Raw genomic sequence first — 23,287 nt, 5'->3', positions numbered from 1 at the left:
TATAATACAGGCGAAGCCATTTATTATCACGACTCAAATAGGAGAGTGTCATTTCTTGGACGAAAAAGATATTGAAATGCTTTTAGCCATTCAAAAAACACACAGCATCACGCACGCGGCAGAATTATTGTTCATCAATCAATCATCCCTGTCCAAACGACTGCAGATATTAGAACGCCGGCTACACGCAAAGCTTGTTTCCAGAACGAATCAAGGGGTTCAATTCACACCAGCTGGTGAAGCAACACTGCAAACCGCGATTGAAATCAATAAACTCAATAGTGATTTGCAGGAAACCTTGGCGACTGATGAATTAGAGGTTCGCGGAACGCTCAATTTAGGATGTTCCATTAATTATGCGCAATATGAATTACCAGCTTTGTTAGTTGCGTTTCAAAAACAGTACCCCAAAGTGCGGCTCAACATTACAATTGATTATAGTCGAACCATCTATCAACGCTTATTAGCAAACGATGCTATCGATGTCGGCATTATTCGAGGCGAATTTAAAGGCCCACTCCGAAAGATTCCCATTTCAACTGAAGCAATTAATTTAATCTGCCAAAAATCTTCTGACGCTGACAAGCTTCAGGAACTCCCCTTCATTCAACGAAAAACTGATTATCATTTTCAAGATGAGATGAATGATTGGTTAACGGAACACCAATTATCGGTTTTAACCCATCAAACGATCACCGTGAATAATCTGACCTCCTGTGTCGAATTTGTCCGACACGGATTAGGCTGGGCAATCGTGCCAGATATTGCGCTGCACAATTTTGACGGCTACCACCAGGCACTGCAATTAAACCAGCATGCGTTTACACGAACAACTTATTTGATGGCCAAGGCAAATACACTTAACCTGCCTGTTGTCGATGCGTTTTACGAAGTATTAATGCGGGAACGTCAGCAAAATAAAAAGGCATGATCGCTAATGCCTTTTCGTGGCTGCTTCTGTCAGACACAATCAGCTACATTGTAAATGCTCTCTGTACGTCAAAGAGCTTGGGAAAGGTGTGCCTTTCCCAAGCTCTTTTTTAACTTTATTTCGTTTTTTCTTCACCCGTAAACATCTTCATATTAGCCTTCATAGTCCCATAATACCCAGCAGTATACAGCCCACCGTCAACCGGAATATCCAGCCCAGTGATATAGGACGATGCATCACTCGCTAAGAACAAAGCAGCCTGAGCTAACTCATTGGTTTTACCAGAACGGCCAAGCAGTGTCATCTTACCCATGACATCCTGGCCACCAGTCTTTTCCAGAATAGCCTTGGTCATATTCGTGCCACCAATGAATCCTGGCGCAATCACGTTGCTGCGAATGCCCCAATCTGAAAATGAGAACGCTGCGTTGGCGGACAGACCGCGAATTGCCCATTTCGAAGTTGAATAGGCTGTTGACGGTGTCCCGTACATGCCGCCAAGTGACGAAATGTTAACAATGGACCCGCCACCGGACTGTTTCATCAGCGGCGCGCAAAGGTCAATGCCCATCATTGGTCCAGTGACGTTCGTGGCCATCACCTTCTCCCATTCTTTCAGGTCAATATTGGGGTAGGCACAAATTTCATTGGTTCCGGCGTTGTTCACTAGAATGTTTAATTGACCATACGTGTCTTGAGCGAACTGAACCGCCTTTTTCCAGTCGTTCTGTTCAGTAACTTCAAGATGAACGTACGAGGCATCGAAACCTTGATCCCGAATGTCTTTCACGATTGACGTCCCGATTTCGTCCTTTCTTCCGCCAATGATCACCTGTGCGCCTTCGCTGGCAAACAACCGTGCGATTGCTTCACCGATTCCGCTGGTTGCACCGGTCACTAATGCTGTCTTACCTTTTAATGTCATATTAACCACTCCTTTATACTGTTAATGAACATTGTGTCCATCAATTACAAACCACAGTATAAATCCTTCACGGAAAATGACAATCCCTAACCGCAGATACTGGACACATGGCGCAAATCAACCATTAAATCACGACAAAAATAGATTTTTAACAACTTGATTCAACATTTCTGGTGACGCCTTTTGACCAGCATCCACCCACTCTTGGATCAACCCAAAAATAGCGTTACTGAGCGCCACTGCAAGATATTGTTTTTCACTGGCGCTGCTGTACGGAATTTTGAAATGGTCGATTACAAACGACTTAGCAGCTTCAGTCATCGTTTGTTTAATCTGGGTTTGAATATCGGCAGCCCCATTTTTGCCGATTAACAGGGCCAACAGCTGGCCCTCGTTTGTTAATAACTGCAGCAGTGTGGCGAATAGATCATCTTGGGCTAATTGATTCTGAAACGTGATCAATAAGGAGCCGCTCTTCATGAGTTCGTGTTGATACTGATTCACGAGGTCATACTTGTCTTCGTAATGCAGGTAAAATGCGCTGCGGCTAACATGTGAGACGTCGCAGATATCCTTCACAGTTACATCGTCAAACGATTTATGCTGCAATAGCGTAATCATACCCGTGATAATTTTCTGCTTGGTTTTTAAAAACCGCGCGTCGGTGGGTGTCTCTGACATAGAAACGGGACCTCCTTCGTTGAATGATTAGGTTTAATTGTAATCGGTTCACCCGCTGCTGACAACCCGCCCTTACCGTAGCGACTCAGAGACTGGGTCAGCAAGTCAGTCAACGCAAAAAAGCGGCCAACGATGACCGCTTTTACTGTCTTGGAATTTCGGGATCAATGGCTAACACTCGTCGGAGTAAATCACCTGACGTATCGCGTGAGACCGGCTGCTGATTTAGGCCATCGACTGCCTGTAAGTCTTCTGCGGACAGTGTGAATTGCTGTGACGCTAAATTTTCCTGCATCCGTTGCGGGTGCGTCGACTTTGGAATGGTCATGATGCCCTGCTGGGTCTGCCAGCGTAAAATAATCTGTGCGACCGTGGCATCATGGGTCTCGGCAATCCGCGTCAATAGTGGATCATGCAGCAGGTCAGAACTGCCCTGGGCCAGCGGGCTCCAGGCAGCGATCACTGTTCCGTCCCGCTCTGCCTCGTCTCGAGTGACCCGCTGTTGCAGATACGGATTCAATTGAATTTGATCAACGGCCGGCGTCACCCCGCTAAACAGCGACAGATCCGCTAACCGGTTGCCATTGAAATTTGAGACCCCGATCGACCTGACCAGTCCCTGCTGCTGCAGGTCGACCAACGCCCGCCACACACCATAGTAATCGCCAAACGGCTGGTGAATCAAATAGAGGTCGATATAGGCAAGCTTCGTTAAACTGCGCTGTACCGCCCGCTTCGCGCCTTCATAACTGGCATCGGTAGGCCACAGCTTGGTGGTCACCATTATCTGGTCGCGGGGCACTGCACTGTTGCGGATTGCCCGGCCGACCGCGGCTTCGTTGAAGTAGCCCGCGGCCGTATCAATGTGGCGGTATCCCATGGCTAAGGCCAAGGTAACCGCTTGTTCAGCAGCCTTGTCATCCCAAATTTGAAAGGTGCCGAATCCAATCAGCGGGGCCTGAACACCGCCGTTTAATGTGACTGTTTCCAACTCATCACGTTCCTTTATTCATAACCGGTTACATCATTTCAAAGGGTGAATCAGCAGTAGGCCGCGGGTAAGTTTGATCGATCAACCGCAGCTCATCTTGACTAAAGGTCGTCCCAATCACCACCATGTTGGCCTTCATATGCGCCACGGTACTTGCTTTAGGAATACTGAGCACATCGCCGTCGCGCAGGGTCCACGCAAGCATTAACTGGTGCGGGGTAAGCCCCTTATCGTGGGCTAAATCAACCAACGATTGCGGTAAGGTGATCCGACCGCCGTCACCTGACCCAAATGGTGAGTAGCCAATCGTTGTAATACCCTTTTTTATCAGATCTGGTTTTAAACTGTACTCCAGACTGCGTTTATCAAAATTATAGTACAATTCGTCAGCAACCACGGCCTCGCCCCCTGGTACCGCAGCGGTTTCCGCCAAATCTGCAGCACTAAAGTTGGACACACCGTAAGCGCGGATCAGCCCTTCTTGCTTGAGTGCTTGCAGCGTTGCAAAACTTTCCGCCAAGGGCGTTTCGCCGCGCCAATGGTACAGATACAGGTCGAGATAGTCGACCCCTAATCGTTTAAGACTGCCTTCCAACGCAGTTTTAATCGCAGTTGATGAGGCGTGCCACGGCGCAAATTTCGACACCAAATAGACTTGGTCGCGTGCGTATTGGTCAATGGCTTCGCCGACCAAGGTCTCCGAAGCGCCTTCACCATAAATTTCGGCTGTGTCGAGAACCGTCACCCCGTGGTCCAGGCCGTAACGCAATGCGTCAATCTCATTTTGCCGCTGCGACGGTGTTTCACCGAGCCGCCAGGTGCCCATGCCTAATATGGGTACCGTTGTGTTACCAATCGTGAGCGTTTGCATCCAACCACCTCCGTTAATTTTTATTCCGATAATCGCGAACGTTTAAGAATCGTTGAAGCTCTTCCGGATCATCATCCTTCAAATGCGCGATGTATTCCTGATCTAGATCTGGTTTAACCTCGTTTGATCCGGGCACAAAGTGTAACGTTTCAGTTCCCGCATCAACCGCCGTTTCGTAGTACCATTTCTTGAATTTCAGATAACTCAAGGTTTCCTGCAGGTCATTGATCTGCCGTTTTAAATCATCTTCGTGGTCTTCCAGAAGGTGATACCGCTGTTTGAGCGTGCTGTCGCCCATCAGTCGCAGCTGAATGAACTTAGCGATGTCGCTGACCGAAACGCCGGCATTTTTCAGGCAAATAATCGTGCGCATCAGGTGGATATCGTTTTCAGTGAACTGTCGGCGTCCATTGGCGCTGCGTTTTACGAAGGGCAGCAACCCTGATTTATCATAGTAGCGCAGCGTATCAATGCTGACGCCCAAGGTGCCGGCCACTTGGCCGATACTGTAACTCATAGTCATTCCTCCCTATTTTGGCACTTCAACCACAATTTTGCCGACGACCGCGTTGGCCTTTAAGAGGGCGTGTGTCTGGCCTATCGTTGTTGCGTTGATTGGCGCCACAACCCGTTTTGTGAGGGTTGTCTTGATATCACCATTATCCAACAGGCGACTCAGGAGTGCCAGCGCTTGGCCCTGTGACGCCATATCATACCCTAAACTGGATTTAGTAAACATCAGCTCCCAGTCGAAACTGAACGATTTTGCCTGCAACCTGATGATATCGATTGGTTCAGGTGTCAGCGCCACGTTAACGAGGTGCCCAAACGGCCGAACAATCTCGCGGGCAATATCAAAATACCCGGCAGTATCAAAGAAGTTAACAACGGCATCAACACTCTGGTAACCGGCATCATTGAGTTGTGCTTGGATGTCCCCGTGATAATCAATGCAGACGACTGTGCCATGTGTGCGCAACCAATCAAAGTTCCTTGGGCTTGCTGTGGCGATCACCGTCAATCCCAGCCAATTAGCAAACTGCGTCAGGACGGACCCAGCACCGCCTGCCCCATTAATGACCAGAATCGTGTCATTTTTGTTCGCGCCTTGGGCTGGCTGATACCCCAATTTATCCACTAGAATCTCATACGCAGTCAACCAAGTCAACGGCATCGCCGCTGCTTCAGCAACCATCGTTTTCGTTGGTGCCAAAGCCGTCAGCCGCTCATCGACCAGCTGGTAATCCGCGTAACTCCCATTCCGGTTAGTCCCGCCGGCGTAAAAGATCACGTCACCGATCTGGTACTGGTGCGCATCACTGCCGGTTGCTACCACTTCACCTAGTGCATCGTAACCCAACACCCGCGGGTCATCCGGTGTGATCCGGTGAATCCGTTTAATGTCAATTGGGTTAATGGAAATGGCCTTGATCTGCACTAACACATCATGAGGTCGGGGCGTCGGACGTGCGATTTCTACATCCACGAGGTCCCGGTTTTCGTTTACAGCCACAGTTTTCATGTAATAATCCCTTCTGTCGCTAAAAGACCTGGCCAATAAGCGGTCAGGCCCTTTTGCAGTGTTCTATGCTGGTGAATCGGCCTTCAAAGAAAGGTCGTGATACTTGTCGACATCAGCTAGCGTCTTTGTCAATTCCTGTTTCATGCCGTTAGTAGCGAATTCACCCAGTGGCAAATGCGCCGGCACTGGGTCGTCACCCGTTGCAACGTCAAACATCAACTGGGCGATGCGAACTGGGTCACCAGGTGCCTGAGTAGTTCCGCTGGCAGCGCCGTTGATCATGTCCGCAAACTGCTTGTAGTCGTCAATTTGCACGGGCGCCGTTTTACCGGCATTCCACTTGGTCCGAGCACCGCTTGGTTCTGCCAGCATAACGTTGATACCAAGGCCGTTCACTTCTTGACGCAGGGCATTTGAGTAACCCTCCACGGCAAACTTGGTTGCACTATACCAGCCAAAGGTTGGAATCGAAGTAATCCCTAGTACGGAAGAAACGTTAATGATCAAGCCGCTCTTTTGCGCGCGCATCACTGGTAACACGGCCTTCGTGACGTTGGCGAGACCAAATACGTTAACTTCGAACAACTGGCGGACATCCGCTTCGTTTGATTCTTCAACGGTGCCAAAGTAGCCTAACCCCGCATTGTTGACCAAAACATCAACCGTGCCGAACTTCGTCTGTCCCTGTTGAACGGCCGTAGCAATCTGTTCCTTGTTTGTTACATCAATGATCACTTTTTCGATTTTTGTTTGATCGTACGCGTTCAAATAATCTAAATCCGACAATTTACGGGCGGCCGCGATCAAATTTGTCCCATCGTGCTGCGCAACAATTTGTGCTAATGCCTTACCAAACCCGCTTGAAGTGCCCGTAATTAACCATGTTTTTGCCATTTTATATTATCTCCTCTCGGCCTTATCGGACGCCTTTACCAGACCATCTAACCATGCTTGATGTCCGTTCAACATTGGGTTGGGACTCTGGGTTGCCAATTCAGCCGCCGGTTTACCGATTTGTGACTCCTGCGTCAGCAAGCGGATCCGACCGTCTGCCAGCTTTTCAATCACAAAGGCGTGGTAAACGTCAAACTGTGTGTCGGCGTCACCATTTTGCCAGCCATGCCATGCCAGCCGGGCAACCTGACCATCCGTCGGTGCAACTAGTTCCATGACCTGAGCGTCGATTGGAAAGCCGAAGGTGTCAAACCGGAAGTGTTCAGCAAAGTGCAGGTTGGTATCCTGCGTATCATCCAACTTGATGTTGGCTGCGTTGTCGTAATACGTCTCCCACTTGCTGGTGTCCACAAGGTTTGCCCAAACGCCATCTAGGGTGATGCCACTGGCGATCACCTCATTTGACACAAAGTTGTCGGTGGTTCCTGGTAAATATTCTGTTGACCAATTAATTGACTTCATTATAGTGCATCCCCCTAAAAGATAACTTAATTTGTTGATGGATACACCATAAAACCTGGAGTCGACTTCAGGTCAAGGATTTTAATTGTCTTTTTTTACCGAGTTGCATAAAAGACTGTCATAGCAGTCTTTAGTACAATCATTTATTTCTAATCGTGTGACGAAACGCGAGATACTGAAATTGAATTCATGAAAACAAAAAAGCCTCACAAAGTGGCATGTGTCATTTTGCGAGATGTATATTAACAAGCTATTGAATTGGAAATACGTTGCTTTGTTTAAATTCTGAGCACCATTTATTATCATTATTTAAAATAATGCGGGGTAAAAGACATTTTCAACTTGATTTTACGAGCACAGCGACCTGATGAAAAGTAGTATTCTTCCTCACTTAATCATCCATTCAGATTAACCACGCGATAATAGGCTTGAATTATCGGCTAGCAAACATTTAAGCAAGCTCTTAAAAGTTATTAAATTTATCGTATGGTCCATTGTGCACTTTACGAATATCCATGGTTTCAGTCACGGCCCAACCAACTTGATTACCGTATGAATCAAGCAAACGACTTAAGCCCTCGAATAGGACCTCATTTTCCCCCTGCGCAATAACATTTTTTGGACTCAAGGGCACAAGATGATACGCACCATCTTTAACCGGCATGTGATAATCCCAACCATAACTGAACCAAACATTATTTTTGGATTTAGCATAACTATTTTGGACAACTTTAAATGAATTAAACGGCGTGTTTTTACCGTCAGAAGTTTGCAGGAGGCCAACTTGATAACCACTATCAAAATTATATGTGTTCACGCGATCGCCATCAGCGAATCGAAATGAAGTCCATTCCCAATTTCTGGTCAAGAAATCGCCCCATTGTCGATCGATCCAACCCGCACCTGAGACCTGTACGTCACTACTTTCAATAGCTTCAATATTCAAAGCACCAGTCACGGGCAGCTCATGTAGAGAATAATAAAAACTGCGATCACCCTCAACACCTTCACGGATCAATCCATCTGTTTTTAAAGCATTATCCGTCATCCACATGACCCGGTCAGCACCGCTCATCTCTAAATTACATGAATAGGCTTCCGTTTCGGCCTTTAAATGTACATGGCCACCCTTAAAACCAAAGCTGACATCCAGGTTATTTTGAGGCTGATGAATTTCAATTGAATTAGTTTTTTTGTCGAAAATATTTTCTAAATTAACAAAAACTGGCTTCGCAATCGACTGAAACGTGCCAGTTGTATAATCACAAACCTGCGATAAAACAACCATTGGCGACGTGCCCTTTGGCAATTCGGGCAAATTCGGTAATCGATAGTTTTTTGAATCTAAGTTGAAAAGACAGAAAAATTGAACTGTCCACTCTATATCCACCCCGCCATCCCTCCTCAACCTGTGATCAATACCTACTACAATGTTGCCGACCCCTACGCAAAAATGGTGCTCACCTCCGGCGGTTGGGGCTGGCATATCGAAACTGGAACCCACGTTCTGCGCATGATTGCCGGCGGCGTTTTTGACATGCATCCGCATTTAAAGGTGATTGTCGGTCACTTAGGTGAGGGGCTACCCTTCTTTTTAGAACGACTCTATAACACATCCGGCGGGAACCTGGAACATCCATATGGGTACTATTTGCAAAACAACATTTACTACACGATTTCAGGCTTTCACTATCAAAACCTGTTGCAATATGTTCTCAGTGTTGTGGGTGAGGATCACGTCATGTTTTCATCCGATTATCCCTTTATGCCCTTGCAACAGGAGACCGATTTTATTAAAAATGTCAGTTTAACTGATACGATCCGCGAAAAGATTGCCCATAAAAATGCAGAAAACCTGTTAGGCTTGTAGATTGCCTTGTTCATTTTCGTTTTCTCATTGACTTCTCATAATCAACATGCTATAACTAAACCAATTTCAATTTCATAAAAGCGCAAAGAAGAGTACTTACTGTAAGCTGAGCCAGAGAGTCCGGTCGCTGAAAAAGGACACGGCAACCGGTAAGGAAGATGATCTTTGCTATGTTGCCGAATAGTTCACGCTGTCCAGCCGGTAGGAACCGTTAACTTCCCTGGTATCCCATGGGTACCGTTTGAGGCATTTTGTAAATGTAAAATTGGGTGGCACCACGACGCGTTCGTCCCTTGTCTAGTTTGACGAGGACGCACGCGTTTTTTCGTGTCATTCAGTATCAATTATAGAGAGAGGTATCCATTTATGGCATTTAACATTGATCAACAAGTACTAGATCTGGGCGTCACCATTCGCGGCGTTGAATTGACCGGCGTCGATAACAGCGCCTATCCAGCAACCCTGAAGACTGACATCCAAGCACAGATTGCGACCGTTTTAAAAACGCTGGACCGCGACCAAATCAAAACTGACCCGATCATTCAAGGCTTCTGGGATCTGCACAAGGCGGTGCATTTACCAAAACGCAACAACACCCCGGCTCCGGCCACTTTGCTGAAACTCATTTTAAAACGGGGCGAACTGTTTTCAATCAATCCAGTGGTCGACCTCTACAATTTAATCTCAATTCAATCAAAGTTGGCGTTGGGTGCCCACGACCTCGACCACGTGGACGGCAACATTAACCTGCGTTTAACCGATGGTACAGAGCGGTTCGTGCCGATTGGCGGTAACGGTGAACCAGAACCGGTCAAGGCTGGTGAGTACGGCTACATCGATGACAGTAATGAGATCATCTGCCACTTGGAAACGCGTCAAGTTGAGAAAACAAAAGTAACTGCGGCCACCACCCATATTTTTTACATTGTTCAAGGCAATCAGAACACGACGCAGGACTACGTGGATGACGTGGCCCAGCAGGTCATCGATCAAACTACCCACTACCTTGGTGGTGAAGGCCATTTTTTGAACGCCTAATAATTTGAATGCCAAATAAAAAGAACTAAGGTCATTTGGCCCTAGTTCTTTTTATCTGTTGGATTAGGCAGTTTATCCGCCCATTTATTCATTTGATCGATAAAGCGTTTGCTGCGGGGATAGACCCCCACCGTATCGCTGTAAATCATATCCAGTGCCATTCTGAGATGCTGTTTCGTTTCAGGATGAACTTTGATCGATGATAATTTAGTCAAATCCACGGCCGAAAATTGGCGCAGATAAAAGATTGTCCGCTGATCAAGTTTCAACCGATTCGGATCCATGTGCCAGTGTGCCTGACACAGCAGCCCGCCATACGACTCAGAGTAGTCAAATGGCAAGTCCGTCCGCCCGCAGATCACACAGTTGCGCAAATTCGGCGCCACGCCAAACAATTCCAGTAATTGCACTTCAAATATATTGGCAACAATACCGGCATCCAGCCCCTGGTCGATAGCCAAAAGACCATGGTACAGCCGATTATACCAGCCGCCAAGCAGCTCGTTATCCGGAATCGCACGATCCAGCAACGACATAATGTACGTCGCATAGGCGTTTTTTTCGATATCCTGACTAATATTTTGAAAGTGGGCAGTTTCTTTGACGGCGTTAATGTATGACAGTCCCGGATCCCGAAGATCACCCACGTAGGTGCCGTAAGTAAAGGGCAACAGGTCAGCCGTCATTTTAAACCCGCGCTTCTTTGCGCCCCGAACAAAAAACATCCGTTTTCCCGCTTCCATGGTAAAAAATTTCACCAGTAGATCGCGTTCGCGATAGTTCTTCTGCATCATAACGATACCGTTAAAATCCATAATTTGGCCGGCCATTGTGTCACCCGATTCTGTTTGTTGATTGTTGTAACTGGTTCGGATTTCTTGACCACAAAATAAACGCGACTCAGCCACGCCTCTTGTATTAAAAAAATGGCGTTGAAACAACTCCGAATTTGTCTCAAATTTCGGATGGTCGCTTTAAAATGTGCGTTATCGCCCAATTAGAACGCAGCCGTTACTTGTTACAATCAAAATGTGAACGGCGGCGTCCTAATTTTCTGTCATCAACCCGCATCAGCGGAAATAAACGCTGCAGACATCCGATGAAACAGGAGCAATACTAATAATCACTCTTCTTATAACCATAAGCCTGAAGTGCTGACTTCTTGTCTTTCCAGCCTGGCACAACTTTGACCCACAGCTCCAAAAAGACCTTGTCGCCCAACAGCCGTTCGATATCCTGGCGGGCAAGTGTCCCGATCTTTTTCAACATCGAACCGCCCTTGCCGATCAAAATTCCCTTTTGCGTTGGCCGTTCCACGATAATCGTTGCTTGAATGTGAACCTTCTTTTCATCTTGACGACTCATTTTTTCGACATTCACAGCTACTGAATGCGGAATTTCCTGACGCGTTAACTGCAGGATCTTTTCACGAATCAGTTCTGAGACAACGAAACGTTCTGGGTGATCTGTGACCTGATCATCTGGGTAGTATTGCGGACCCTTTGGCAACGTATCGATGATCTTCTCAAGCATTTCAACGACATTGTTACCTTCAAGCGCGGAAATTGGAACAACTTCCTGCCATGGTAAAGCGTCCTTGTACTGTGAAATAATGGTCAGCAAATCATCTGGTTTCACTTGGTCAATTTTATTGATCACCAAGTAAACCGGCTGTTTCACGTTCTTCAATCGGTCGATGATGAAGTTATCACCGGCGCCGCGTTTTTGTGTGGCGTTAACCATCATCAAAACGGCATCGACTTCGTTCAATGAGGAAAGTGCAGACTGCACCATAAAGTCGCCTAACTCACTCTTTGGTTTGTGGATTCCGGGCGTATCGATGAACACGATTTGTGCTTCATCAGTGGTATAAATACCCTGAATTTTGTTTCGCGTGGTTTGCGCCTTATCGGACATGATGGCGACCTTTTGACCCACCACCCGGTTCAATAAGGTTGACTTGCCCACGTTGGGCCGGCCGACAATAGCAACGAACCCTGATTTAAAGTTTGGATTATCCAATTATTTTTCCTCCTGTGCTGATCAAACAAACTTGAGTAGTTCTGGAATATAAACAAAACAGCCGATAATGACCGCAAAAAACGCCGCCAACAAGACGCCGCCTGCTGCCACATCTTTGGCCTTTTTCGCAGCCGCCTCGTAGCGCTCACCGACAACCAGATCAACGATTGATTCCACCACGGTATTGAGGACTTCCGCAGTAACCACCATAAAAATGGCCAAAGTGACCCACAGCCATTCGTTGATCGTCAAGCGCACAATGATGCCAAGCACAACGGCAAGTATTGCAAATACCAGGTGCTTGCGAAAGTTTCGCTCCGTCAGCACCAGACTCTTCACGCCATCAAATGCGTGGCCGAATGACTGCCAAAACGACTTGTTTTTTTTAACTTGTTTATCGTTTAAGCCCATAAGCGTCCAGAATGTCCCTCTGTAGTTTAAACATCACTTTTTCGTCTTCCGGTTTCATGTGATCATACCCGTTCAAATGCAGGAACCCGTGCACGACTAAGAAACCCAGTTCACGATTGTACGAATGTTCCAAAAAATCAGCCTGTTCGCCGACTTTGTCGACAGAAACGAAAATATCACCGATGTTTTCAGGAATCTCCTCACTCAATTCATCATCCATGACGATTGGAAATTCATCATCCTCGGCACTATCCTCAATAGCAAAACTAATAACGTCCGTTGCCCGGTCAACACCGCGGTATTCTTTATTGATTTCTTGAATCCGATCGTTATTCACCAAAGTCACTGACATCTCAGTATTTTCGCCAAGCTTAATGTACTTGCCGGCATACTCCAAGACGTCACGGATCAGCTTCACCTTTTCTTCTGGGAACCCATCGTTTGTTTCATCGTAAATCTCTAAATCCATTTATTTTACGCTCGCTTTTTTATATTTTCTGTATGAATTTTGCCTAGTACGCCTATCGAAACGACTAGTTGCTTTCAAGTTTCTCGTAGGCGTTGATGATGGCCGCAACCACTGGGTGCCGAACCACGTCATCAGCGGTAAACTCAACGAATTCAATGTGTTTAACGTCCTGAAGAATCTTGGTGGCTTGTACCAGTCCGCTCTTAGAGTTGCGCGGCAGGTCGATTTGAGTCACGTCACCGTTGACGATCATCTTTGAGCCAAAGCCCAACCGGGTCAAAAACATCTTCATCTGTGCGTTAGTTGTGTTTTGGGCTTCATCCAAAATGACGAATGCACCCTCCAGCGTCCGGCCACGCATGTAGGCCAGCGGCGCGATTTCGATCACGCCCCGCTCCATCAGGCGGTTCGTATGCTCTGCACCCAGAATTGCATACAGCGCATCATAAATTGGTCGCAGGTACGGATCAACTTTATCTTTCAAATCTCCGGGCAAAAACCCAAGGCTTTCCCCAGCTTCAACAGCAGGCCGGGTTAAAATGATTTTTTCGACGTCGCCGCGTTTCAAAGCAGCGATGGCCATGACAACTGCCAGATACGTTTTCCCGGTTCCGGCAGGTCCGACCCCAAAAGTCACGTCGTTGTGCTTAATGGCGTTAATGTATTGGCGTTGGCCGTAGTTCTTGACCCGAACCGGACGACCCTTGGCATCCTTAATTAAAGTTTCAGTGTACAGGTCCAAGAAGTAATCTAACGTACCGCGATCAGCCATCTTCATGGCGCTCACAACATCGGCACTGTTGATTTGGATGCCCTCTTCAACTAGTTTATCCATTTTTTGTAAAATGGTAATTGCCTTTTCAACTTGGAAGGGTTCCCCAGCAACCTTAATGGTCGTACCAAACGGATTAACCGTGACGTTGAGGCCTTCTTCAAGTAATGAAACGAATTGATCCTGCGCGCCTAATAACGAAATTTCACGTTCAGGATTGGCGAGGATAAATTCTTTTTCGGTTTGTGTATTGTCAGCCAAATATCATTGACTCCTTTGTATTAGAATAGTCTTTCGCTCTATATATTATACGACAAATGCACGCAAAAAGCTTGTCACACTTACCCGTAACAGTGTAAGTTGCGACAAGCGTCTCGGAACGCTCATCTTTGCGGAAAAGCAGGAACGTATCGCACTCATAAAATGCAAGAAAAAACAGGGCTACCAGTCAACCGACCAGTAGTCCTGTTTATTGTCTTAAACCAAGCGTTAGTTGTCTATCGCACTGATTTCATCGATCAAAGCCAGTGTCTCCTTCTCTGCTTGCTCATACTGGTCAAGTTCCTGACCATATTTTTCGTTAAAACCTTCCAACCCGCCGGCAACAAACGCATACTCATAATTAAAGACCTTTTCATAGGCTGCTGAAAACTTTGCCAGCAGCTCGTGATGTTCGTCCCCAGACAACTGCAATGCCATTTGAATCACCCGAAAATCCGTGTAGGCCAGTTCAAACTGAATTGCCCAGGCTCGCATAAAGTCGTGTTGCGCCTGAATGTGCAAAAAATGATGTTCTACCGTCCATGACAACCGCTCAATTGAATTCTTTACATCGAGCATGTCGACCCCTCCAAACTATAATTGACTCATCTAATGGACTTAATTTTCTTTAGGGTAAGCGCTTTTATGATTAATTGCAACGAAACAGCTCAAAGTAATAGAACCGTATGTTATCAATCAATTGTATATGACAACTGTGCCTTATATTAACACTATTTGAGGTAATTGGCGTTTTGATTCAGCCACAGTCTCGCTAACTATGTACGAGCAAATCAAAAAAGCCTGGGCAATACTTGCCCAGACTTCAATATCAATTTACTTGCTCAACAGCGCCTTCACGTGTTTGTTGACAATGGCACCGTCAGCCTTGCCCTTCAGCTTTGGCATAACTGCACCCATCACCTTACCAAAATCAGCCATGGAAGAAGCACCGACTTCACTGATCGTATCAGTGACGATCTGCTTTACTTCGTCATCGCTCAATTGTTTTGGTGCGTACTTAGCAAGAAAATCAAGTTCCTTGTCCAAGCCGTCAACGAGATCCTGACGGTTAGCGGCAGCAAATTCTTCGCGGGATTCTTTACGCTGCTTGATCTCACGTGATAACACGGTGAGTTCATCGTCGGCAGTCAGATCATGGCCTTCCTTCACGCGTTCGTTGGTCAGTGATGCTTTAACCATCCGAATGACGTTCAGTGCCAGCTTGTCGTGGGCCTTCATAGCGGTCTTTAAGTCTTCATTTAATGTAGTCTCTAATGACATTTCGTATTCCTCCCAGAGTTAATTTCATAAAAAAAGGCCCCGCGTAAACACAGGAACCTTTTCAACAACTAGAAACGACGCTTGTTCTTACGTTTCCGTGCTGCTTCAGATTTTAATTTGCGTTTAACGCTTGGCTTTTCATAAAACTCACGTTTACGGTATTCTTGTAATGTACCGCTTTTTGAAACGGTTCGTTTGAAGCGCCGAAGAGCATCGTCAAGAGACTCGTTTTTGCGAACGACTGTCTTTGTCATGTAAATTCCCTCCCTCCGGACTCAAGTAGTAACTTGTAAAAAATGAGCATTACGAAAATAACGTTCACCTCAACAGTTCTTTTTAATTATACATATCTCGAAGCGAATCGTCAATAAAACAAACGCTTTTTTCGAAAGGTTTTATGCTAAACTAGACTTAAAGCTATCTGACATCAGGAGGTAACGAAAATGGCCGAAAATGAACTCATTGAAATCTTTATCATTTCGGATTCATCCGGTGAAACTGCGCTGACGGTAGCCCAAACAGCCGTCGCGCAATTCCCTGATTTAAACGTGAAATACCAGCGGTTTCCATTTATCCAAACGGAATCAATCCTAAAGGGTATTTTAGACTTGGCAAAGAAAAAGAATGCCGTGTTGTATTATACATTAGTCACGAAATCACTGACTGAACAAGTCCGAGATTTTACTAAGGCGAACAATCTCGAATCGTTTGATTGCATTCAACCTGCCATGCAGGTGCTCTCCAACCGCAGCCACGTTCAACCAGCTGCAATTCCAAGCATGAACCACAGTTTAACCGACACCTACTTTGACCGTATCAGCGCCATGGAATTCGCTGTCGCTTACGATGACGGCAAGGACCCCGCTGGCCTCTTAAAGGCGGACATTGTCATTTTAGGCGTGTCACGGACCTCGAAAACACCACTGTCACTATTTCTGGCAAACCGTGGCATTAAGGTAGCCAATTTACCGCTGTCGCCTAAGTCGCAGCTGCCAGACAATCTGTGGAAGGTCGACCCGAAGAAGATTATTGGCTTAACTAATAGTCCAAAAGTTCTGCGCCGGATTCGTCAGCAGCGTATGATTTCATACGGGCTGCCAGCTGAAAGCGATTATTCAGACACCACCAAGATCAAAGCTGAACTCGAGTACGCAGATACGATTTACCGGAAAATCGGTTGTCTTGAGATCAACGTAGCCAATAAGTCGATTGAAGAAACCGCCACCCTCATTCTTGAAAGTTTGAACCTGGAACCGGCTGAAGTGGATACGATTAAGGATTAAAGTAATTATAGCAGGCGGGTATGGAGCGGAATCATTTCCATTCCCTGACCTAGCGAGACTTGCCTCCTAGATGTATCTAATAACAACGCGTGCTGTAACTCGACTGATGAAAGCCACAAAAGCGGCCTATTTTACAAAATTCTTGATTTGAATTTTGTAAAATAGGCCGCTTTTGTTTAAGTCTTTGTCCTGCGGGAAGGAGTGATCTAAAAAGCACAGATGAAACGCAACTACTGAACTGTTATTAGAAAAAGGTGTGGCACACTTCAACACCCCTATTATCTGTTCAAATACGCATCAACCGGCACCCCAGCAAGCACGTCTGCTTCAAGCTGCGGATTAAATTGTTGGTGTTTTAACATCGCAATTTCGTACGCATAAGGCGGTAATTTGTGCTTTTTGTCAATGGCAACCCATGGCGTTTCCATGATTTTCGGAACATTTTCCAGTAGCGGATGATGGGCAACAGCGTTCAACGCATCGAACCCAATCGTCCCATTTCCCAGCAGTTCATGGCGGTCCTTATGGCTGTCACGGGGGTTCTTGGAATCGTTCAAGTGAATCACCTGCAACCGCTCCAGACCAATAACGTTGTCGAAGTGTTTTAACACACCATCAAAGTCGCCAGCAATATCGTAACCCGCATCACTGGTGTGGCAAGTATCAAAACAGACTGACACCTTATCATCCAACTTGATCTGATCAATCATTTCAGCAATCTGTTCAAACGTAATGCCGACCTCGGTCCCTTTACCAGCCATGGTCTCAATGGCGATGTGAACGTGCTGGTCTGCCGTAATGATTTCGTTTAACCCCTTTGAAATTTGTGCAATGGCCGGTTCTGGTCCCGCGCCAACGTGAGCACCAGGGTGCAAAACGATTTGAGTGGCACCCAACGCATCCGCCCGCTTGACCTCTTCCTTCAAGAACTCGACCGCAAACGGATAGTTCTCTGGTTTCACCGTATTACCCAGGTTCACAACGTACGGTGCGTGGACCACGATCTGCTGCAGGCCGTGTGCCTTCATAAACGCGTGTCCAGCTGGAATATTCAACTCGTCGATCGGTTTGCGACGGGTGTTTTGCGGTGCCCCAGTGTATACCATAAACACATTTTCATCATAGCTGGCGGCTTCCTGTGCCGACCCCAGCAGCATGTCTTTACCCTTCATGCTAACGTGTGACCCAATCAAAAATGTCATGTCCTACAACCCCTTTTCGATAACCTGAACAACCTGCGCTGAAGCAGTGCCGTTTTCCCAACTGCAATACTTCTGGTTAAATCCCAAAAGCTCCGTGTGATGATCCTGAAAACCACCGTCACGTTGAAACGCTGCTAGGTCAGTCATCAGCTGATCTTCATTGGTGGCTAGCGGACCAGGTATCTCAGCTTGGTAATCAAAGTAAAAGCCGCGCAATTGATCACGGTAATGTTCCAAATCGTAAGCATAGAACAGCATTGGTCGCTCCAGATTGGCAAAATCAAACATTACTGACGAATAGTCTGTGATCATCAAATCGGTGATGAGGTACAAGTTTGCAATGTCCTCATCAGCTAGAATCTTGACCCGGTCTTCGAACCCGTGAATATCGATTTTATCCTTAACCAAATAGTGTGGGCGCAACACCAAAATTGTGTCCTCGGAAACCTGGTTCAAAAATCGCTGCAGGTCAAACGGCAATTGGAAATGGTACTGTCCCTTCTTAATAGCGTCATCGTCACGCCACGTTGGCGCGTAAGTGATCACGGAGGCATCCGGATTGCCAACAAGTCGCGATTTCAGATCACGAATCGTATCTGGGCGGTTATTTTGATACAGCACGTCGTTTCGCGGATAGCCGATTTCCAAGAACTGGTTATGGAACTGAAAGGCTGACCGGAAAATCTTTTTTGAATACTCATTCGGTGCAATCAGGTAATCCCAGCGACTGGCTTCCCGGGTAAACTGCTGGTAATAATCCTCAGTCGTCGTGCCCGGAATCGACACGTTTTCAATGTCGACGCCTAAGTGCTTCAGCGGCGTCCCATGCCAGGTTTGAATGTAAATCGTCTTGCGGTTTTTGCGCCACCAGTTTGGCATCCGGGAATTAAACACCCAGTAATGGGCGTGTGCCATTAGCCAGACCCACTTGAATGAAAAACGTTTAACCAGCAAAATATGAGGATATTTCGCCTTCAGTTTTGCGTAGTACCGCGGTTTCACACCAAAATACGCCGTTTTCGCTAGTTCCGGGTGTGTTGCCACCAATTGATGATAAATGGCGGCCGGATTGTCATTGATATCGTTGCCGTTAAAACTTTCAAACATTAACAGATCTTTTTTGGGTGAAAACAAAATAAACCCATCGTTTATCACGATGAGTCCATAACGAATCACGATTTTGAGTCCCTTAACGATCTGGTTAATTACCCGAGACAGTGCCATCATGATTCCTCCTAAATTAAAATACTCACTAAATTAAATCAACGAACCGTGCTCGGAACTTGTAGTGCAGGTGTGACCCGACCAACAGGAAGAACAGGACAAAGAACCAGAAGCTCAGTGTCAGCGTTGGTCGTTGCCAGAACCAGCCTTGCCCAAACAACGTTTCCCGGAAACCGGAAACCACGTAGAAGAATGGGTTAACTTGCATGATCCGAACAATAACTGGTGGGAATGAGCCCGTTTCAAAGTTAAACAGCACGCCTGACAGGTAAAACAGTATCCGCATAACAGATTGCAGCAGGATGTGGTAGTCCCGAATCAGAACCGAAACGGCGGAGTTGAAGATCCCAAAGGCCAGCATCAGCATCATCATCGCAAAGAAGTAGTAGATGGACTGGAACCAGTAAAGGTTTGGCCGGACACCGTACAGAAAACCAACGAAAATCGATACCACCAACATGGTCCAAAATGAACTCAGGTTAGAGATGATCCGGATGGAAGGCAGCACCGATACAGGGAACTTCATTTTTGAAACCATGTTCACCCGTTGGTAAATACTCTTTGAAGCATCTAGAGTTGCCCGGTTCATGAAGAACCAAGGTGTGATCCCAATAACCATCCAAGGCAGGTAATCTACGCCGCTGCTCGTGCCGTGCTTCAAGCCGACCCCGAACACTAACCAGTAAATACAAATTTGGATCAACGGGTACAGGTACTCCCAAACTAATCCTAGATAATGACTTTGGTAGCTCGCCATATCCTCATAACGTGAGATTCGAAACACGATTCCCATGTTCTTGAACTGCTCTTTGAATAAGGTGATAACCTCTTTCAAGTTATGACACTCCTTTAAACCGACTATTTTCCTAAATAGCCGCAGTAATATTTCACAACCCGCTGAGTGGCTTGACCATCATTGTAGGTGTTCCAATGACGGTTAAACGCTGAATAATCAGTAGCTTGATCAGCAATAATTGCTTGCCTAAGTTCCGTCGGCGTCTTTAAGGGCTGCGCTGGCAACCACTTTAAGAAGTGCGGCTGGATGCCCGGATTTTTCGCATAGGATTCTAAGTCCGACATGTAAAATAATAAACTGTGGGCTGAATGCAGTAAGCTAAAATCAAAGGCAATTGACGAATAATCAGTAATCAGCGTTTCGCTAACTGCCAATATGTCCGTCGTGGACAGATTCGGGTAAAACCGGATCTGGTGGTGCGAGGCCTGGCTAAACTGCTGCTCGTATTTTCGTAACACGGGATGCAGCTTCACAACAACGATAGCATCTGGATCCGCCATCAAGGCCTCTTTCAAGTCCTTCGACAGCTCAAAATGCATGTTCTCCCGGTATGTTGGGGCATACAAAATGACCCGGTGCTGCAACAGATCCGGTGCGACACGCTGGACGCGCCGGACTGCAGTTTGCCGCCAGTTCTCCGAAAAGAATCGGTCAGACCTTGGATAACCAAGCAGTTGCATGCGGCTTGCGGGCACTCGGTAGCTTTCTTCAAACACCTTGCCCATCGCCTGTGATGCAACGACGTAGTCATCAAACTGGTTATAGACCCGTTGAAACCGGCGCTGGTCTGTCTTTGAACGCTGCACGGTTTTGGGGTCGCCCCAGCCAAAACGCTTTATAGCGCCATTGGCATGCCACAGCTGCACGATTTTTGCGTGCCGCGGGTGTACCATACCGCCTAAAAACGCATAGTAGTTATCGCAAAAAATCAGCTTTGCCTGCATTAACTTCGGGATTCCCTCCAAGACAAAGTGAAGATTATCTTGAAACGGCATCACCTGAATGCCCAACGCAGCTAATTCGGTGGCTTCCACCTCTGCTGAAGGCCGATACAACACTAGTAACCGTTCCCGGTCAGGCAGCTCATCAGCTAGTTTGGCGATAAAATGCAAATTATTGCCAAAACTCATCAGATAAATAACCCGCTTGGTCTTGGAACTGGAAAAATAGTGCAGGATCGACACAAAACGAACTAACCATATATAAATTGCTTTCACGACAACCACCAATTCTATGAATTCTCGTGCCCCTTCCGACGCACAACTTGGTATTATACCACATCACTTTAAGCTAACCGTAATTTTAAGCAGAATTTAATGCTTATGAATTGCTTAAACTTTAGGACTTGGCACAAAAGCCGAGAAGTTGGCTAGAATGACAACACATACACATCTTCCTGGTGATTAACTGACGCACTTACACATTGTTGTATCCCACCTCAGACGACAACCTTTGCCAGTTATCTCTCATTAATAGCATTAATTATACTGGCTGTCTGATTTTTAAGGCTACGCAGGTCAATCAGCAGTTCTGGTTCCAGACCATTACACCCATTTTACCCTGTTCGACAGTAAAAGCCTAGTGTGGAATTTTTCCACACTAGGCTTTTTGCGGTCTTATCCTATAGTTTCGGTTCGTAGAAGTGCCCCAGAACCTTGTACAGCTCTGAGATACTGACGAAGGCACTGTTATCTGCCTCGTTCATCGCTTCTTCCAAATCGTTCATTTCATACTGTGAAATAACGGTAAATAAAATTGTTTTGTTATCGTGATGGTACGCACCTTCGGCATCGTGCACAATGGTGATTCCCCGCCGAATGTGGTTTTGTATGGAATCAATCACGGTTTTTGGCCGGTCAGTGATGATCATCACCTGCATCAGCTGCTGTCGCGTATACGTCATGTCCATGACCCGCGCATTAACCACCAGCCCAATTGCGGAATAAAACGCATAGGGCCAGCCGTACATAAAGCCAGCCGCGATAATGATCAGTGTGTTAAAGGCCATGTTGATCGTCCCGATAGAGCGCCCCGTTTTGCAACGAATGACGATACCGAGAATATCAAGCCCCCCGGTAGAAATACCGTTTCTGAGTGCTAATCCAGTCCCAAACCCGTTGACCGCCCCACCGAAAATCGCACAGACGATCGGGTCCGTGGTTAAGTGAACTGGGTGCAGCATTTTGATCATTAAACTGGCCATAAAGACTGTGATCATCGTGTACATTGCAAACTGGTGGCTGATTTTTCGCCAGGCCAGAATGAATAATGGCACGTTCAGTAAAAACAACCCAATGGCCGTTGAGATTGAAAACGACAAATGCCGTTCAGACAAGGTCGTGACCAGCTGGGCCAGCCCAGTGATCCCGGAAGAATAAATGTGACCCGGTGTCCAGAAAAAGTTCATGGCCACTGACACTAAAATACCGTAAATAAAAGCAGTTGAAATCTTTCCAATTGATTGATGGCGTTTAATTAGGCGCTGTACGTCGTCCATGTAGTAACCCTCTTTGATTATTGTCTCTATCTATGCTCCAACAATCTTACCATAACTTATCGCTTAAACCGATTCAACTGTCATTTTTTCATGGTTTACTTAATTTTAGTGTTATTTTCCCAGTATTTCTTAACAAAATCGGCCCGACCAGCAGCTTCTTCGGCCGCCATCCGCTCTGGATGAAACTTGTAGAATTCCTGATGCTCAGGCTCTGCATCGTAAAACGGTCTCACGTCTTCGATCTGCGTCACGATCGGCTTATCGAACAGGCCGCTGGCTGCTAATTTGGCCTTAGAATCTTCAGCAATCCGACGTTCCGTTTCATTTTGAACAAAAATTACTGGGCGGTAGTTGTCGCCGCGGTCTTGGAATTGGCCCATGGCATCGGTTGGATCAGTCTGTTGCCAGTAGATGTCCACCAATTTAGCATAGGAAACCACCGTTGGATCATAAACGATTTTGATGGCTTCGGTATGACCCGTTTTGTGTGCCTTGACCTGTTCGTACGTCGGGTTGGCCACGTGTCCGCCCGTGTAACCGGAAATCACCTGCTTGATACCAGGCAACGTATCAAAGGGCTGAACCATGCACCAAAAACAACCCCCAGCAAAAATTGCTGTTTCTTCATGTTCACTCATGTACTTCACCTCGAAATTTAATGCCATTTATTTTACCGCAGTTGTCACTGGCTTACAAGCTATGTGTGTCGCAGGTCTGACCACACAGGCAAATCACGTGATGCGAATTAAACCGGTAGATCTGCAAAATGAAGTGAGACACCAACCCGTCCACGTATAAATAGACGATTGCCTCACGCCCACAAC

27 protein-coding genes are annotated in these 23,287 nt (G+C 46.5%); 4 read left to right on the top strand and 23 right to left on the bottom strand.

The window, feature by feature from the left end:
• Positions 1–55: 55 nt before the first annotated feature.
• Positions 56–931, top strand: coding sequence for a LysR family transcriptional regulator (locus FC82_RS05655; protein WP_056996441.1), 876 nt, complete (start codon positions 56–58; stop codon positions 929–931).
• A gap of 115 nt (positions 932–1,046) precedes the next feature.
• Here the strand turns inward: FC82_RS05655 and FC82_RS05650 are convergent, their stop codons facing one another.
• From FC82_RS05650 to FC82_RS05610, 9 genes are all read right to left on the bottom strand, one after another.
• Positions 1,047–1,856 carry an SDR family NAD(P)-dependent oxidoreductase gene (locus tag FC82_RS05650; protein WP_054762007.1) on the bottom strand — a complete coding sequence of 270 codons (810 nt, stop codon included), beginning with the start codon at positions 1,854–1,856 and terminating at the stop codon, positions 1,047–1,049.
• Positions 1,857–1,985: 129 nt separating this feature from the next.
• A complete protein-coding gene (locus tag FC82_RS05645) occupies positions 1,986–2,537 on the bottom strand; it encodes a TetR/AcrR family transcriptional regulator (RefSeq protein ID WP_056996440.1) in 552 nt (183 codons plus the stop codon).
• A gap of 142 nt (positions 2,538–2,679) precedes the next feature.
• Positions 2,680–3,528, bottom strand: a complete 849-nt coding sequence (locus FC82_RS05640; protein ID WP_054762012.1) for an aldo/keto reductase — start codon at positions 3,526–3,528, stop codon at positions 2,680–2,682.
• 28 nt (positions 3,529–3,556) lie between these two features.
• Entirely contained in the window at positions 3,557–4,399 is an 843-nt protein-coding gene (locus tag FC82_RS05635; protein WP_054762013.1) for an aldo/keto reductase, read from the bottom strand.
• A gap of 13 nt (positions 4,400–4,412) precedes the next feature.
• Positions 4,413–4,916: a MerR family transcriptional regulator gene (locus tag FC82_RS05630; protein WP_054762016.1), complete on the bottom strand. Its 504-nt coding sequence runs from the start codon at positions 4,914–4,916 to the stop codon at positions 4,413–4,415.
• 12 nt (positions 4,917–4,928) lie between these two features.
• A complete protein-coding gene (locus FC82_RS05625; RefSeq protein WP_054762018.1) occupies positions 4,929–5,921 on the bottom strand; it encodes a zinc-binding alcohol dehydrogenase family protein in 993 nt (330 codons plus the stop codon).
• Between the two features lie 63 nt (positions 5,922–5,984).
• Entirely contained in the window at positions 5,985–6,815 is an 831-nt protein-coding gene (locus FC82_RS05620) for an SDR family NAD(P)-dependent oxidoreductase (RefSeq protein ID WP_054762020.1), read from the bottom strand.
• A gap of 6 nt (positions 6,816–6,821) precedes the next feature.
• Positions 6,822–7,337, bottom strand: a complete 516-nt coding sequence (locus tag FC82_RS05615; protein WP_054762022.1) for an SRPBCC family protein — start codon at positions 7,335–7,337, stop codon at positions 6,822–6,824.
• Between the two features lie 463 nt (positions 7,338–7,800).
• Positions 7,801–8,823 carry a lipocalin-like domain-containing protein gene (locus FC82_RS05610; protein WP_235809182.1) on the bottom strand — a complete coding sequence of 341 codons (1,023 nt, stop codon included), beginning with the start codon at positions 8,821–8,823 and terminating at the stop codon, positions 7,801–7,803.
• Between FC82_RS05610 and FC82_RS05605 the strand changes: the two genes are divergently transcribed.
• The gene (locus tag FC82_RS05605; RefSeq protein WP_235809181.1) at positions 8,749–9,207 is read left to right on the top strand and encodes an amidohydrolase family protein; all 459 of its coding nucleotides are present in this window, start codon (positions 8,749–8,751) and stop codon (positions 9,205–9,207) included. The two genes, FC82_RS05610 and FC82_RS05605, sit on opposite strands and share 75 nt — an antisense overlap.
• A 366-nt stretch (positions 9,208–9,573) precedes the next feature.
• A complete protein-coding gene (locus FC82_RS05600; RefSeq protein ID WP_056996438.1) occupies positions 9,574–10,245 on the top strand; it encodes a B3/B4 domain-containing protein in 672 nt (223 codons plus the stop codon).
• Positions 10,246–10,286: 41 nt separating this feature from the next.
• On the opposite strand, the gene recO is transcribed toward FC82_RS05600, so the two are convergent.
• From recO to rpsU, 8 genes are all read right to left on the bottom strand, one after another.
• Positions 10,287–11,075, bottom strand: coding sequence for a DNA repair protein RecO (gene recO, locus FC82_RS05595; protein ID WP_056996451.1), 789 nt, complete (start codon positions 11,073–11,075; stop codon positions 10,287–10,289).
• Positions 11,076–11,361: 286 nt separating this feature from the next.
• On the bottom strand, positions 11,362–12,267 hold the full coding sequence (era, locus tag FC82_RS05590; protein WP_056996437.1) for a GTPase Era: 906 nt from the start codon (positions 12,265–12,267) through the stop codon (positions 11,362–11,364).
• A 21-nt stretch (positions 12,268–12,288) separates the two neighbouring features.
• Entirely contained in the window at positions 12,289–12,678 is a 390-nt protein-coding gene (locus FC82_RS05585) for a diacylglycerol kinase family protein (RefSeq protein WP_056996436.1), read from the bottom strand.
• Entirely contained in the window at positions 12,662–13,147 is a 486-nt protein-coding gene (gene ybeY / locus FC82_RS05580; RefSeq protein WP_056996435.1) for an rRNA maturation RNase YbeY, read from the bottom strand. The genes FC82_RS05585 and ybeY overlap by 17 nt, the downstream gene beginning before the upstream one ends.
• A gap of 64 nt (positions 13,148–13,211) precedes the next feature.
• Positions 13,212–14,180: a PhoH family protein gene (locus tag FC82_RS05575; protein WP_056996434.1), complete on the bottom strand. Its 969-nt coding sequence runs from the start codon at positions 14,178–14,180 to the stop codon at positions 13,212–13,214.
• Between the two features lie 228 nt (positions 14,181–14,408).
• Entirely contained in the window at positions 14,409–14,759 is a 351-nt protein-coding gene (locus tag FC82_RS05570) for a glycoside hydrolase domain-containing protein (RefSeq protein ID WP_056996433.1), read from the bottom strand.
• Positions 14,760–15,014: 255 nt separating this feature from the next.
• Positions 15,015–15,461: a GatB/YqeY domain-containing protein gene (locus FC82_RS05565; RefSeq protein WP_054762030.1), complete on the bottom strand. Its 447-nt coding sequence runs from the start codon at positions 15,459–15,461 to the stop codon at positions 15,015–15,017.
• Positions 15,462–15,529: 68 nt separating this feature from the next.
• Positions 15,530–15,715 (bottom strand): 30S ribosomal protein S21, encoded by a 186-nt coding sequence (rpsU, locus tag FC82_RS05560; RefSeq protein WP_054710489.1) that lies wholly within the window; start codon positions 15,713–15,715, stop codon positions 15,530–15,532.
• Between the two features lie 189 nt (positions 15,716–15,904).
• Between rpsU and FC82_RS05555 the strand changes: the two genes are divergently transcribed.
• A complete protein-coding gene (locus FC82_RS05555; protein WP_054762032.1) occupies positions 15,905–16,744 on the top strand; it encodes a pyruvate, water dikinase regulatory protein in 840 nt (279 codons plus the stop codon).
• Positions 16,745–17,022: 278 nt separating this feature from the next.
• On the opposite strand, the gene FC82_RS05550 is transcribed toward FC82_RS05555, so the two are convergent.
• From FC82_RS05550 to msrA, 6 genes are all read right to left on the bottom strand, one after another.
• Positions 17,023–17,946, bottom strand: coding sequence for a deoxyribonuclease IV (locus tag FC82_RS05550; RefSeq protein WP_054762635.1), 924 nt, complete (start codon positions 17,944–17,946; stop codon positions 17,023–17,025).
• Positions 17,947–17,949: 3 nt separating this feature from the next.
• Complete coding sequence (locus FC82_RS05545) at positions 17,950–19,170, bottom strand: CDP-glycerol glycerophosphotransferase family protein (protein WP_056996432.1); 1,221 nt, start codon at positions 19,168–19,170, stop codon at positions 17,950–17,952.
• Positions 19,171–19,198: 28 nt separating this feature from the next.
• The gene (locus FC82_RS05540) at positions 19,199–20,005 is read right to left on the bottom strand and encodes an ABC transporter permease (protein WP_054762633.1); all 807 of its coding nucleotides are present in this window, start codon (positions 20,003–20,005) and stop codon (positions 19,199–19,201) included.
• Between the two features lie 23 nt (positions 20,006–20,028).
• Entirely contained in the window at positions 20,029–21,183 is a 1,155-nt protein-coding gene (locus tag FC82_RS05535; RefSeq protein WP_056996450.1) for a CDP-glycerol glycerophosphotransferase family protein, read from the bottom strand.
• 404 nt (positions 21,184–21,587) lie between these two features.
• Positions 21,588–22,463 carry a YitT family protein gene (locus FC82_RS05530; protein ID WP_056996431.1) on the bottom strand — a complete coding sequence of 292 codons (876 nt, stop codon included), beginning with the start codon at positions 22,461–22,463 and terminating at the stop codon, positions 21,588–21,590.
• A 95-nt stretch (positions 22,464–22,558) separates the two neighbouring features.
• Complete coding sequence (msrA, locus tag FC82_RS05525; RefSeq protein ID WP_056996430.1) at positions 22,559–23,101, bottom strand: peptide-methionine (S)-S-oxide reductase MsrA; 543 nt, start codon at positions 23,099–23,101, stop codon at positions 22,559–22,561.
• Positions 23,102–23,287: the final 186 nt, after the last annotated feature.

The sequence above is a fragment of the Secundilactobacillus collinoides DSM 20515 = JCM 1123 genome, assembly GCF_001435975.1.
Taxonomy (GTDB): Bacteria; Bacillota; Bacilli; order Lactobacillales; family Lactobacillaceae; genus Secundilactobacillus; species Secundilactobacillus collinoides.
This window is presented reverse-complemented; position numbering and strand designations above follow the sequence as displayed.

Coding starts and splice junctions, on each gene's coding strand:
- FC82_RS05650 (WP_054762007.1), bottom strand. CDS start 1,856: ATGACATTAAAAGGTAAGACAGCATTAGTGACCGGTGCAACCAGCGGA.
- FC82_RS05545 (WP_056996432.1), bottom strand. CDS start 19,170: ATGGCACTGTCTCGGGTAATTAACCAGATCGTTAAGGGACTCAAAATC.
- FC82_RS05565 (WP_054762030.1), bottom strand. CDS start 15,461: ATGTCATTAGAGACTACATTAAATGAAGACTTAAAGACCGCTATGAAG.
- FC82_RS05625 (WP_054762018.1), bottom strand. CDS start 5,921: ATGAAAACTGTGGCTGTAAACGAAAACCGGGACCTCGTGGATGTAGAA.
- FC82_RS05530 (WP_056996431.1), bottom strand. CDS start 22,463: ATGGACGACGTACAGCGCCTAATTAAACGCCATCAATCAATTGGAAAG.
- FC82_RS05555 (WP_054762032.1), top strand. CDS start 15,905: ATGGCCGAAAATGAACTCATTGAAATCTTTATCATTTCGGATTCATCC.
- ybeY (WP_056996435.1), bottom strand. CDS start 13,147: ATGGATTTAGAGATTTACGATGAAACAAACGATGGGTTCCCAGAAGAA.
- FC82_RS05585 (WP_056996436.1), bottom strand. CDS start 12,678: ATGGGCTTAAACGATAAACAAGTTAAAAAAAACAAGTCGTTTTGGCAG.
- FC82_RS05570 (WP_056996433.1), bottom strand. CDS start 14,759: ATGCTCGATGTAAAGAATTCAATTGAGCGGTTGTCATGGACGGTAGAA.
- FC82_RS05635 (WP_054762013.1), bottom strand. CDS start 4,399: ATGCAAACGCTCACGATTGGTAACACAACGGTACCCATATTAGGCATG.
- FC82_RS05550 (WP_054762635.1), bottom strand. CDS start 17,946: ATGACATTTTTGATTGGGTCACACGTTAGCATGAAGGGTAAAGACATG.
- FC82_RS05630 (WP_054762016.1), bottom strand. CDS start 4,916: ATGAGTTACAGTATCGGCCAAGTGGCCGGCACCTTGGGCGTCAGCATT.
- rpsU (WP_054710489.1), bottom strand. CDS start 15,715: ATGACAAAGACAGTCGTTCGCAAAAACGAGTCTCTTGACGATGCTCTT.
- recO (WP_056996451.1), bottom strand. CDS start 11,075: ATGGCCGGCCAAATTATGGATTTTAACGGTATCGTTATGATGCAGAAG.
- FC82_RS05620 (WP_054762020.1), bottom strand. CDS start 6,815: ATGGCAAAAACATGGTTAATTACGGGCACTTCAAGCGGGTTTGGTAAG.
- FC82_RS05645 (WP_056996440.1), bottom strand. CDS start 2,537: ATGTCAGAGACACCCACCGACGCGCGGTTTTTAAAAACCAAGCAGAAA.
- FC82_RS05600 (WP_056996438.1), top strand. CDS start 9,574: ATGGCATTTAACATTGATCAACAAGTACTAGATCTGGGCGTCACCATT.
- msrA (WP_056996430.1), bottom strand. CDS start 23,101: ATGAGTGAACATGAAGAAACAGCAATTTTTGCTGGGGGTTGTTTTTGG.
- FC82_RS05615 (WP_054762022.1), bottom strand. CDS start 7,337: ATGAAGTCAATTAATTGGTCAACAGAATATTTACCAGGAACCACCGAC.
- FC82_RS05610 (WP_235809182.1), bottom strand. CDS start 8,823: ATGCCAGCCCCAACCGCCGGAGGTGAGCACCATTTTTGCGTAGGGGTC.